This window comes from Nostoc sp. (genome assembly GCF_036917775.1).
Classification (GTDB): Bacteria; Cyanobacteriota; Cyanobacteriia; order Cyanobacteriales; family Nostocaceae; genus Nostoc.
This window is the reverse complement of record NZ_JBALEQ010000050.1, coordinates 1-12,422: the sequence shown is the minus strand read 5'-3', so window position 1 is coordinate 12,422 and position 12,422 is coordinate 1. Positions and strand designations below refer to the sequence as shown.

The window sequence follows — 12,422 nt, the reverse complement described above, 5'->3', positions numbered from 1 at the left end:
ATTCTTTCATTGACCACCAATTTTTTGGGGATATTTTGAGACATGTATTATGTATGAACAAATATCACCTCAAAACACCCAAAGTCAACACCCTAGGTTCAACGCCCGTAAAAACGAGATGAAAAATGATCGCGTCCAATGTGAACTTCCCACTCCACAACTCTAGCAGAGTCCGTCAGCATCCCATCTCGCACACGAGGACTGCTGTTTACAACAGCTTGAGCCTGTTCAAGATTCTCTGCCTGGATTACCCAAAGCCCAGTTCCATCATGGGGAAAAAACGGCCCACAGCACAGTAGTGTTCCTTTCTCATGTTGCTCATTAAACCAAGCAAGTTGATCAAGATCATGCTCTGGGTGAGCCAATTTATAGTCGTAATACTCTGGAACGGTTGCAACCACAACGGCAAAAAGTTTAGACATAATGCTCTGGTTGGTGATTTGAGATGATGTTCAGATTGTATGACCCAAGAAATACTTCTGTGTCATTAAATAGTTCAATAAAACCTAATAATTTTTCCTCAAGCTCACTCAAATACGGACACTTCAACTTACACAAGCTTTAGATCCGGTGAGTGCAACTTCCTAGCTGGTTGCGAAGGCTTATACTATACTACTGGCAGAAAATTTGACCCCTGAAAACTTTTCAAACACCCTCTAAGCAGTAACTAATGCCTTTAATTCCTCAGTTTTTAATCTTGGCCCATAGGATGTAACAATCTTAGAAGCTGCGGCCGATGCTAATTTTCCGGCTTCTTCATAGGTCATACCTTGGGTAATTCCATAGAGGAAAGCTCCTGCATACATATCTCCTGCTCCCACTGTATCTACAGCTTTTACTTGAGGTGCAGTGATTTCGATTAATTTCTGACCATCAAATACTACTGACCCCTTGGCACCGCGAGTAATGGCAAATTTCTTACTCAGGGTTTTTAGTTTGTCTACAGCTACTTGAAAATCTTCTGTATCTGCTAGTTCTAATGCTTCACTTTCATTAGCAAAAATCAAGTCTAAACCAGAGCCAATGATTTCTAATAGACCATCTTTAAAAAATTTCACCATGTTGTAATCAGATAGGGACATGGTGGTTTTGACTCCCGCTTTTTCAGCTATTTCTCTAGCCTTTATAGCTGCCTCTTTTGCTGTGGGAGAAGTCACTAAATATCCTTCGATATATACATATTCTGAATCAGCAAGTGCTGATGATACTAATTCTTGTGTAGAAAATTCTCCAGTAATTCCCAAAAACGTATTCATGGTACGATCTGCGTCGGGAGTTACTAACACCAAACATTTACCTGTAATTCCTGATTGGCGATCGCCATTTTTTAAGTTGGTATCTACCTGAGAGTTGAGTAAATCTTTGATGTAAAAGTCTCCAAATTCATCATTAGCCACTTTACAGGAATAGAAAGCTTTTCCTCCTAGTTGACTAATTGCCACCATTGTGTTTGCTGCTGACCCTCCACAACTCTTATGGCAATGAAGATTTTTGAGATTTTCCAAAATATGATTTTGACTATCTTCATCTAGGAGTGTCATTACACCTTTATCAATCTTTAACTCTTGTAGTAACTCTGGAGATACTTCGTATTCTATATCTACTAAGGCATTACCGACACCATAAACATCATATTTCTTGCCCATTGTTGTTTATCTCCGAGAATAATTTCTGTTTAACTCGAACAGAACTGATAATAACAGATAGACAACTCCCTATGAGTTGCTTGTCGATAATTTCGTAGATCCGCATTTTTCAGTGTCTTTGGGCTACAGCAGTTTAATCTCTGCAAAGAAAATTATCTCCGAAAGCGGGTTGTTCATTTTCAAGCAGGACTTGTCGGTTCTGGGTTAATCAATCCTCAGAATCATTTATCGATGTTTCAATGCTTATTACCGCAGATAAACGCTACAATAATGCGGCAATTTCAGCAGATAATTATGGTCATGTTTGATAAAAAAATAAATCTATATGTATAGACGAGCGCCCTTATATTTGTTTTTAGGAGTATTAACGAGTTCTAGCTGTTTGATCTTGAGTGTAGCAGCCCAAGTCCCATCTAATTCGCAGCATTCCTCGACTCGGAGTGAAGCTGAAGCTGCTAGTTGGTTTGAAGCCCATCGCGCCCAGCCTGCCGCTTTACGAGCATTTGTACAGCGAATGCCGAAGGGAGCAGATATCCACAGTCATCTAAGCGGGGCTGTATACGCAGAACACTATCTGGAGTGGGCTGCCAGCGATGGGTATTGTGTGAATCCAAAGGCGGGGGCTTTAGTTGAACCTAAAGCTTGCGGTCAGGACAGTAGCTATTTTCCCGCCTCAGAATTGTTAAACCGAACATCTGTTTATGATTCCCTAATAAATCATTGGTCTACTCGTAACCTCCAATTTGCTGGAAAATCTGGACACGACCAATTTTTTGAAGCTTTTAGTGGTTTTGGGACAATATCAGACTCTACGAGCCGTCGGGATGATATGGTCGCGTCAGTGGCAAATCGGGCAGCTTCGCAGCATATTACCTATCTAGAGTTAATGCTTACAGTTCAGGGCAGCGAGGTTCGACAGCTAGGGCGTGAAGTTGGTTGGAATAAAGATATGCAAGAGATGTACCGTCAATTGCTCAAACGAGGATTAATGGAGCAAGTGACACTAGGCAGCCAGCAACTTGCACAATTGGAGAGCGAAGTCTCGAAAACACTCGGTTGCGGCACTCCATCGGCACAGCCTGGATGTGCAGTGAAAGTGAGCTATTTGCAGCAAACGACAAGAACAAAGTCGCCCGTTGAAGTGTTTGCTCAGTTAGCTTATGCCTTTGCACTAGATTCATCAGATTCGCGGGTAGTTGGCATCAATCTCGTCGCCCCGGAAGATAACCCGATTGCACTGCGCGACTACACCCTGCAAATGCAAATGCTGCAATTTCTCAAACGCCAATATCCTAATGTCAAAGGCGCCCTCCATGCTGGAGAATTAACCCTGGGTTTGGTGACCACCGAGGATTTACGTTTTCATATTCGGCAAGCTGTAGAAGTGGCACAGGCATCTCGCATTGGACATGGTGTGGATATTCTTTTTGAGGAGCGTCCCTTCCAGTTAATGGAACAAATGCGGCGACTTGGCGTGTTAGTCGAAATCTGCCTGACCAGTAATGAAGTTATTTTAAATGTCCAGGGAGATCAGCATCCTTTTATGGAGTATTGGAAGGCTGGAGTACCAATGACCCTTGCTTCTGATGATGAAGGCATTTCCCGCATTGATTTAAGTCATGAGTATCTGTTAGCAGCAACCAGATATAGGCTGGGATATAAAGACCTCAAGCGACTGGCTCGCAACAGCTTAGAATATAGTTTCGCTCCGGGAAATAGTCTCTGGGAGTCGCCTGAGTTTAAGGCAATGGTTTCAGCTTGTGCAAGCGATACCCCTGGTGAAACCTCTGTTTCTCAAGGGTGCAGTGCTTTTTTGCAAAAGAGCGATCGCGCGCTGGCTCAATGGCAGCTAGAGTCGGAATTTGCTCGGTTTGAGTCATTGCAAAACTGGCTTTGATTGACTTCCACAGCTTCTACGGCGTAAAGCGTCACACTGAGGGGATAATCTTTATAGTCATGCAACAGCTTGGCATTAAAGAGGCATTAACCACAGATCACCACTTTGAACAAGCTGGCTTTATTCGTCTGCTGAAGTCAGAATAAATAATAAAAGGCATTCATTAAGATATGCCCTTTATTATTAAAAATTGCTAATCCGTTAACTTAGGCTCCGACAGCTTCCTTGGCGGCGTACAAGACCTCAGCGTTGATTTCTTTGAAACCGCGATCGCGAGCAAATTTTTCAGTATTTCGCTTCACTTTCCCGCGAACAAATCCCGGAATCTTATTCAATTCTGCTTGACCATCTTTTGTCCAATTCAAATCAGAATCAGCAGAAATTCCTCTAGTAATAACTTCTTTGGTATCGTGACCACCGAAGATTTCTAATAGGTGATCTTCCATTCCCAAAGTGAAGGAATTGTAGATCAAATCTGTAATCTGATTTGTACCTTCGTAACCCATAAATGGTTTGTAACCAATGGGGAAGTTTTGGACGTGGATTGGTGCTGCAATTACGCCGCAGGGAATATCCAAACGCTTACCAACGTGGCGTTCCATTTGGGTGCCGAAAATGGCAGAGGGTTCAACACGAGCGATCGCATCCCCAATTTCACCATGATCTTCGGAAATTAGCACTTCATCGCAATACTCGCTCACCTGTTCGCGGAACCAGTCTGCATCATATTTGCAGTAGGTTCCAGCCCAAACAACATGAATCCCCATTTCTCGCGCCAGAATCTTGGTAATGGCGGCGGCGTGGGTATTGTCACCAAAGACCACAGCTTTTTTGCCAGTCAAGTTTTGACAGTCAATGGAACGGGAGAACCAAGCAGCCTGAGATACATGGAGGGTTTGCTCATTGATGAAGTTTTCGTAGTCAACTTCTGCACCTTGAGCGTTAATTACCTGCTGAATCTTGCGAATACAACGGGCAGTTTCCACTACACCCATTGGAGTAATGTCTATATAAGGTGTGCCAAATTGTTCTTCCAGGTAACGCGCTGTGGTTAAACCGAGTTCACGGTAAGGCACTAGGTTAAACCAGGCTTGGGACATCTTTTTCAAGTCATTCACCGAAGCACCTTCGGGAATTAAGGTATTTACCTCAATTCCCAAGTCAGCCATCAGCCGTTTCAGTTCGGTGGAGTCGTGATTGTTGTGGAAACCAAGGGTGGTAGTACCGATAATGTTCACCGAGGGCTTTGCTGTTTTGCCCTCTGGTAATTCGCCCCGCTTCCGCGCTTTTTCAATGTAGTATTGGACAATTTGATCCAAAGTGCGATCGGCGGCTTGCAGTTCGTTGTAGCGGTAATGGTTCACATCCGCCAGCATCACGTCTCCTTTCGCTTCCAACTGCGCCCGTTCGACAAAGTTGTGCAGGTCTTCTTGCAAAATGCTGGAGGTGCAAGTGGGAGTTAACACAATCAAATCTGGGTGTTCCTCGGCATCCTTGCGGACGATGTTATCTACCACCTTCTCTTGGGAACCGCGCGCCAAAACGTTGCGGTCAACCACACTGGTTGTCACTGGAGTGAAATCCCTCTCCCGCGATAGCATGGAGCGCATGACGTTAAAGTAGTCATCGCCAATGGGGGCGTGCATGATCGCATGAACATTTTTAAAAGAACTAGCGATTCGCAGAGTGCCGATGTGGGCTGGGCCTGCATACATCCAGTAAGCCAATTTCATGTTTGTGTTCTCCCTTTTCAACAGAAATAACACGGAGTCCGATAAAAGTGGACTATAAGTGCTTGATTATTATTAAATCGTTTCTGATTGTCTCAAAACTTGTATCCTTGATGAAGTGAAGAGTTGTAAGGGTTTTATCTGCGGTATGTAGGCATAGGCATCGCTCAAACCTTGTTCCTGATTAGAATCTAGCTTCTGAATTTAACAAGATTACTGTTGGTTTTTTAAAATAAATCTTAATTTTTCGGCAAATTTGCTTTCAATTTGGGGTGGTGTGTTATGCCAATTTTGTATGAAGATGGGCTAAATCATCTTTGAAGGGCTTGAAATACGAGAAAAATGCTCAGTTTTATAACTTAGATGTAGTGTATTATGCTCTGGCTCTTTCAGAATGGTGATCGGATGATTCTGTTTACATTTTGCAAATTTGAATTGGGGTGATTATGCCTGAGATCGAAACTGCGCGATTGCGACTAAGGGACTTCAATCTAAATGACTTTGATGACCTATTTCGCCTCTACAGCGATACAGAAGTCATGAAGTATCTGTCGCCAAGAACAAGGGAACAAACCCAGCTAAGTTTAAGCAAACATATCCAACAGTGGCAACAACACACCTTTGGGATGTGGGCAGTAATACACAAAGAAACTGACAAAATGATTGGGCGTTGTGGACTTAATTTTCTGGAAAATACGCCGGAAGTTGAGCTTGGCTATGTGTTTGACAAGTCCTATTGGAATATGGGAATCGCAACTGAAGCCTCTTTTGCAACTCTCAAGTTTGGATTTTGGGAAGTGAAGCTAGATCAGATAGTAGCGATCGCTGATCCAGAAAACATTGCTTCAGTACGTGTGATTCAAAAGTTAGGGATGAAGTATGAAAAGAATGCTTGGCATTACGGTCAGAATGTAGTGTATTACGCTATCTCACGTACAAAATGGCAGTCTGATGATTCTCTTTACATTTTGAAATCTTAAAACTATCAGTTCCCTTACAACCGCAAGCGACAGAATAATCATCGGCGAAGCAATTGCTCATAATAATTACACTACTGCTGCAAACTTAATGATGCTGTATAAAACCCTTGGTTAATCAACGGCAGATGGGCAAAGATAATCTGCAAATAATTGCGCCCAAAATCTAAAACATTATACCATTTCCCTAAAATTTTGAGACATATAAATTTTAGGGAAATGGTGTTAATTACTGCCGAAAAATTTCTACTTTTTGTAACACCACTTCTTGATTAGGACGATCTCTAGTCGTAGGCACATTAGCAATCTTGCTGACTACATCTAGACCTTGGACAACTTCACCAAAAACGCTATGTTTGTTGTCAAGGTGAGGTGTTGGTGCTTCTGTAATGAACCATTGCGAACCATTTGTACCGCGTCCAGCATTAGCCATCGACAGGATACCTGCACCAGTGTGTCTCAATTCAGGATGAAACTCATCTTCAAATTGATATCCTGGGCCACCAGTACCCCATCGGTTAGCCATATCCTGATAACGACTCAGGGGATCGCCACACTGAATCATAAAATCAGGGATGACCCGGTGAAAGCGAACCCCATCGTAAGCTGGAGTTCCTTTGCCAGATTCACCAGTTTTAGGGTCTTTCCAGTCGATTGTTCCGGTTGCTAGACCAACAAAATTTTTGACGGTGTTGGGGGTTCGCTCTTCTTCCAAACGAACTACAATTTCACCCAAGGAAGTAATTAAACGAGCGTGCAGCTTGCCATTACCGGGAATATTAATTTCTGGAAAGTTCATTAGATATCCTACTTTTAACAAGTGCCAGTGTTTGACCTATATAAGTTTATCAGCATTCAAGTTACCGCCTTTAGACATGACAAAAAACCTGAAGTCAGGAAACTTGAGCCAACAAATATTTTACTCAGGTAAATTTATCGCTGGATTCCGGCTAAAGAATCCTCTAGGGACTAGCTTAAAGCCAACTCGGTGAACAGGCATCACAGGCCAATCTTCCGATCGCGGAATATGAGTTACGCCCATTGTGTACCACAGCACGATATCTTCACCCATCAAGGGTTCATCGTCTGCAATATATTTTGGTAAACCTTGTCCTGGTTGAGTCTGGTTGGGATAATCGCCGCCAGCATAGAGTTCAGCAGGCTTATATTTTGTTACCCAGACGTGATGAGTCGCAAATTCTGCCCGTTGACGGATTTTCGAGCCTTCCACAGGGAGAAACATGGAGTTTCCTTCAGGCATCAGCATATATCCAGGTGCAGCCCCTAGTGGATTTTTCTTATCGGCACTAGCAATCATCCATTCTCGACTGCTTTTCAGATCCAAATCGCGCACAGCAGCCGTTTCTTTTGTGAGTGGGGTTTCTGCAACTGCGATCGCATTTCCTAATGGATTTTTCTCATCCATCGGCAAAGCTTTCACGTTCATTTCCATTACAGAATTAGCCTGTCCATCAACATCAAAATCTAGGCGGTAGTTGAAAAAATGCTGGTGATTTACTCCAAAGATATTCTTAGCAATTAGCCGACCATAGGAATCATCCTCAGATTGCTTTTGAGCAGCCGTTCCCTGCGCCAGTACGATACCTGTTAACTCATTTTGGACTTCCAAAGTCCCATCCTGATGAAAAATCCAATTCATGCTGTAATCATAGTTGTCAATGGCGGCAGTCATTGTCATGACTAATTCTCGACTACGACGAACATCATTACGCTGAGTGCCATATTCATAATGCTTCCAGAGCATACCGTTATTTCGCTCATATATGCCTATAACTCCTGGCATGACATAAGGTTCTCCGTCGCCATTAGCAAACACAGCATCGACCAAAAGACCGTTTTCAGGAATTTCCTTACCTAATTCCATCGTGGTTGCTAGGGAGCCAAAATTGTATTCCCCAACATCAAAGGCATTTCTGAATGACCAAGTGGGATTTGGATCGCCGTAAGGCACTACCATCTCTGATAAGCTAGCGCGGTATAAAACTGGTCGGATATTTTCGCCGTCGTTGTATGTCACTTGGTATAGCACCAATCCACTACGGGGCTGCATGAGATAACGGAACTTCCAACCTTGCCAGTTAACTTCATTGCCATTGAGCCGAAAACTTGCACCATTTGGTTGCAGAATCTTTAATGCTTTAAGTGGTGAAAGTAATTTACCCAAAGATTTGACATCGTAGTTCCAGTTTTCCTTGGAAAAAGGAACTATCCCCCTATCCACGAAACTAGAAATTTTACCTGTGTTTAAATTGACGGTTCCCAATATTCCTTCAATTGGACTGCCGTAATAATTCCAGCGATCGCTTTCGCCCTTGTAATAGAATAAACCTCGACAAAGACGGTTTCCTGCTGTTTCTTCCTGTTTACTCAGGATTCCTGAAGCCCAACAACTGATTTTGACTTGGTTAAAGTCTGTAATTCCCCGCTTTCGCATCGCTGTTTGCCATCGGGAGTCTGATTTAAAAGCTTGAGTTGCAAGTTCATATTCTGAAGCGACGATCGCAGGTTGAACAGAGGGTATTTCTTTCCAGGAACTTAAGGTTTTGTTTGTTAAATCAACAATTCCCTCATAAGTTTTGTTTTGCGATCGCTCATAAATTACTAAAAAAGCTTTTCTTGCGAAAGCTTTACCAGGTGTAAATTTTAGAACTTCTTCTTTATCTGGTTCTTGTAAAGCAATCAGTGGAAAAGCTGCCATTTCGCTCAAAGTTTTTTCTTTTTGAATGACCGAAACAGCTGTATTAATTTCTACCTCTGTTAGCGAAGTGAGAGGATGGGAAATCGCAGGCTGTTGAGCCGTCAATGTTTCCATGAATCCGATTGAGATAGAAATGATGGAAATAATAGCAATAGATAGCCACAAAAAACGCTTTAGCCGCTTAATCATCTTTTAGATTCTTACAAAAGACGTATAGTTATCTATTTCTAAGCCGAAGCTTGAAACCCGATAAATTAAGGAGCTAAAGCCAAATTAATTTGTTAGCGATTAGGGTAATTGGGGACTAATAAAGTTTTTTTCCATGCCTCATGCCCCATTCTCTCATTTACGCAGAAACCAAACGGCGTAAAGATTCGGCACGGCGTTTCGCAATAGGGTTATTTGGATCGAGCTTTAGTGCTTCTTCGTAACTTTGTAACGCCTGAGTAGTTAACTTTTTCTTCTCGTAAGCGTGTCCGAGGTTATTCAACCCTGTTACGTAGTCTGGTTTAGATTTCAGAGCTTCTTTATACTGACGAATTGCGAGGTCATATTGCTCTTGGGTAAAATAAATATAACCCAGCCCGTTGTAAATAGGGGCAATATTTTCTTCTTCCTCTTCTTCGGCAGCTTTCAGAGCTTTTTGAAACAGCGCGATCGCTTGGGAATATAGTTTTTTTTCTGAATAGATACTGGCTAACTCATAATATTCTTGAGTCGTACCCTTTTCTTTCTCTAACTTCTTTCGCAATTTTGCAAAGGAGCCTTCAATCTTGCGAGTTTTGAAAATCTGGCGAAAAACACTCACGGCTGCAATTGTGAGTATAACCACCAAAATGGAGAGATAAACAACGGCTAGACTGTTATCCATTGCTGCAAATACAAATATTATAAAGTTGATTCGTAATCTATTATCAATCTTTTGTCCTTTGTCATTTGTTATTCGCTAATGACTAATGACAAATTTACGGTAAACCCCAATATTGAGAACGTTGCTGGAGCCAACCTTGTTCTAAGTAACGAGCGATCGCTTGATTCACATTTCGTCTTAATTCATCGTACTGCAATCCCTTGGGCATAACTACAGACAAGGGTTCAGTTGATAACTTAGTTGGCAGTAGCCGATATTGAGGATATTGTTGCACCCAACCGCTTAGAACGCTAGCATCGGCGGCAAAGGCTACGGCGGTATCACTTTCTATTTTCTCTCGCGCTTCTTCATAAGAATTTACTCCTACCAACTCGGCGTTTGGCAGATAGAACCGCACTTGAGCAATAGTGCTGGAGTTGTTAAGTACGGCAATTTTTTGTTTTGCCAAATCACTCAACTTATTCACAGAGGCATCTTTTGTAACTAATACAGTGCCATCCAAATAGTAGGGAACACTGAAACTAACTATCCGGCTGCGTGACTCGGTTGCTGTCACCCTAGCGATCGCAAAATCAACTTTCTTGTCTAAGACAACAGACAGGCGATCGCGATTCGCTACAGGTTGCAATTTGACAGCATCTGCTTTCCCAACTAAGTCAAGTGCTAATCGCTGTGCCAAGTCAATTTCTAAGCCTTGCAAATTACCATTGGCATCTCTAAATCCCAAGGGATGCAAGTTGTCTTTCACAGCAACAGTTAGATAGCCGCGCTGCTGAATTTCTAGTATTTCGGCGGCAGATGCAGTGAATCCTGTCCCCACTATGGAAAAGCAAAAAATCCAAAAAATAATGGCGGATAATACCAGATGTAACCGAGTAATTACTTGCCATCTGTTACATCTGTTATACATCCCTTGCCACCTTTATCCTTTAGCTTGAACTGCTAGTTCTGCAACTTTGCCAAAGCTAGCTGGATCGAGAACTGCCAATTGTGCCAACATCTTACGATTTAGTTGGATATCAGCTTTTTTCAAGTTACCGATCAATTGGCTATAGCTCAAGCCGTGTTGTCTTGAAGCAGCGTTGATGCGGGTGATCCAGAGGCGACGAAAATCGCGCTTTTTCTTTTTGCGATCGCGGTAGGCACTACGTAGTGCCTTCATTACTTGTTGGTTGGCAGTTCTAAACAGAGTTGAGTGAGAACCGCGAAAACCTTTGGCTAGTTTGAGAATTTTATTGCGGCGTTTGCGAGCTACATTACCGCGTTTTACCCGAGTCATAACTTATTTCCTGAAGGACTTACAAATATGGGAGCATTAAGCGCACGTTGAGTTCATCGCGTTCATGTACAAGTGCGCTCTTGGACATGCTACGTTTTTTGTCGGAAGATTTGTGTTCTAAAAGGTGGCTTTTGCCAGCTTTCCGACGGACGATTTTACCGGTGCCAGTGGCACGGAATCGCTTCGCTGCGGCTTTACGAGTCTTGAGTTTAGGCATGGTATAGCTTTAATTCGACACGATCCATTATTATACTAATAAAATTGTTGTAATGGAAATTAAGTTAGATAGTCCGTTATAAACCACGTCTACACAATCAAAACCCACGACGACGGGTTTAAAACTTTGAATTTTCCCTTAGTCCTCGGATACAGACTTTGCCTGTTTAGCCTTATTCAAGCAGTGTGCCACACGCAATTCCATACGCCTTGGCTTTTACGGAGCTTTTTGCAGCGATGCCTACGGCGGGCTACGCCTACGCTAAGATCAAATGCAATTTTAAGGGATATCCTCACTTAAGAAAACTGTCTCTAAATCTCGATAACCACTGACAATACGTGCAACTTCAACACCGCCATCAATGGGACGATAAAATATCAAATAATCTTCTACAGGGAAACTCCGTAAAGCGCTGGCAAAATTATCGCAACTTTGCCCCATATTAGGAAAATCAGCCAACAGTTTACACTGGTGTAAAATTTTTTTGTTGAGTCTTCGAGCCGCATCAGGATTAAAGCGGGCAATATAGCTGCTAATTTATTTCAAATCTAATCTAGCTGAAGGCGCTAAAATACACCTACTCATTATTTAGCAGCCTCAGCTTGTTGCATTTGAGCTTCAGCACGTCGAATGTCTTCCTCTATTTCTGCAAATACCTCTTCACCATCAATTCCTTCACCACGTTCGAGTTCTTCGATACCAACTTGGATTTTAGCTTTCAATTCTGCTAGACGCTGATCTCGAATGCGATCGCGTTCTTCTAGCAATCTCAATGCTTCACCCATCACTTCACTAACTGAGTGGTATTTCCCACTACTAACTTTATCCTTAACCAACTGCTCCAGTTCTGGGGTCAAAGATATATTCACAACTATTACCTCATTCCATTTACCCTATATCGTAACTGACATGGGGTTAGAGCAAGACTAAAATAATTCGTAATTGATAAAACTAACCTCTAATACCAATTTGATGTGAAGTTGCACATATTTTGATCCCCCTAAATCCCCCTTAAAAAGCTATCCATTACCCGGATCTTTCTCAACAAAACATAAAAATACTTAAAGAAAGGCGAAAAGGTTGATA

14 protein-coding genes are annotated in these 12,422 nt (G+C 42.4%); 3 read left to right on the top strand and 11 right to left on the bottom strand.

What is annotated here, in order from left to right; all coding sequences use genetic code 11:
* Positions 1-98: 98 nt before the first annotated feature.
* Positions 99-422, bottom strand: coding sequence for a YciI family protein (locus tag V7K69_RS07715; protein ID WP_335032933.1), 324 nt, complete (start codon positions 420-422; stop codon positions 99-101).
* 234 nt (positions 423-656) lie between these two features.
* Entirely contained in the window at positions 657-1,646 is a 990-nt protein-coding gene (locus V7K69_RS07710) for an adenosine kinase (protein WP_335032931.1), read from the bottom strand.
* Between the two features lie 325 nt (positions 1,647-1,971).
* On the opposite strand from V7K69_RS07710, the gene V7K69_RS07705 reads away from it, so the two are divergent.
* Entirely contained in the window at positions 1,972-3,543 is a 1,572-nt protein-coding gene (locus tag V7K69_RS07705; protein WP_335032929.1) for an adenosine deaminase, read from the top strand.
* Positions 3,540-3,689 (top strand): hypothetical protein, encoded by a 150-nt coding sequence (locus V7K69_RS07700; RefSeq protein ID WP_335032927.1) that lies wholly within the window; start codon positions 3,540-3,542, stop codon positions 3,687-3,689. The genes V7K69_RS07705 and V7K69_RS07700 overlap by 4 nt, the downstream gene beginning before the upstream one ends.
* Positions 3,690-3,749: 60 nt before the next feature.
* On the opposite strand, the gene bchB is transcribed toward V7K69_RS07700, so the two are convergent.
* Positions 3,750-5,276, bottom strand: coding sequence for a ferredoxin:protochlorophyllide reductase (ATP-dependent) subunit B (gene bchB, locus V7K69_RS07695; protein WP_334807269.1), 1,527 nt, complete (start codon positions 5,274-5,276; stop codon positions 3,750-3,752).
* A gap of 443 nt (positions 5,277-5,719) precedes the next feature.
* On the opposite strand from bchB, the gene V7K69_RS07690 reads away from it, so the two are divergent.
* On the top strand, positions 5,720-6,253 hold the full coding sequence (locus V7K69_RS07690; RefSeq protein WP_335032924.1) for a GNAT family N-acetyltransferase: 534 nt from the start codon (positions 5,720-5,722) through the stop codon (positions 6,251-6,253).
* A gap of 226 nt (positions 6,254-6,479) precedes the next feature.
* On the opposite strand, the gene V7K69_RS07685 is transcribed toward V7K69_RS07690, so the two are convergent.
* The 8 genes from V7K69_RS07685 to V7K69_RS07650 all read right to left on the bottom strand — a co-directional run bounded on the left by V7K69_RS07685 (position 6,480) and on the right by V7K69_RS07650 (position 12,205).
* Positions 6,480-7,049: a peptidylprolyl isomerase gene (locus V7K69_RS07685; protein WP_335032922.1), complete on the bottom strand. Its 570-nt coding sequence runs from the start codon at positions 7,047-7,049 to the stop codon at positions 6,480-6,482.
* Between the two features lie 120 nt (positions 7,050-7,169).
* Positions 7,170-9,158: a primary-amine oxidase gene (locus V7K69_RS07680; RefSeq protein WP_335032920.1), complete on the bottom strand. Its 1,989-nt coding sequence runs from the start codon at positions 9,156-9,158 to the stop codon at positions 7,170-7,172.
* A 157-nt stretch (positions 9,159-9,315) separates the two neighbouring features.
* Entirely contained in the window at positions 9,316-9,840 is a 525-nt protein-coding gene (locus V7K69_RS07675; RefSeq protein WP_335032918.1) for a tetratricopeptide repeat protein, read from the bottom strand.
* Between the two features lie 94 nt (positions 9,841-9,934).
* Positions 9,935-10,750, bottom strand: a complete 816-nt coding sequence (locus tag V7K69_RS07670; protein ID WP_335032916.1) for a transporter substrate-binding domain-containing protein — start codon at positions 10,748-10,750, stop codon at positions 9,935-9,937.
* Positions 10,751-10,762: 12 nt separating this feature from the next.
* Positions 10,763-11,119 (bottom strand): 50S ribosomal protein L20, encoded by a 357-nt coding sequence (gene rplT, locus V7K69_RS07665; protein ID WP_114084645.1) that lies wholly within the window; start codon positions 11,117-11,119, stop codon positions 10,763-10,765.
* Positions 11,120-11,138: 19 nt separating this feature from the next.
* Positions 11,139-11,336 (bottom strand): 50S ribosomal protein L35, encoded by a 198-nt coding sequence (rpmI, locus tag V7K69_RS07660; protein WP_196524498.1) that lies wholly within the window; start codon positions 11,334-11,336, stop codon positions 11,139-11,141.
* Between the two features lie 279 nt (positions 11,337-11,615).
* Positions 11,616-11,861: a type II toxin-antitoxin system RelE/ParE family toxin gene (locus V7K69_RS07655; protein WP_335032935.1), complete on the bottom strand. Its 246-nt coding sequence runs from the start codon at positions 11,859-11,861 to the stop codon at positions 11,616-11,618.
* A gap of 59 nt (positions 11,862-11,920) precedes the next feature.
* Entirely contained in the window at positions 11,921-12,205 is a 285-nt protein-coding gene (locus tag V7K69_RS07650) for a type II toxin-antitoxin system ParD family antitoxin (protein ID WP_229484153.1), read from the bottom strand.
* Positions 12,206-12,422: the final 217 nt, after the last annotated feature.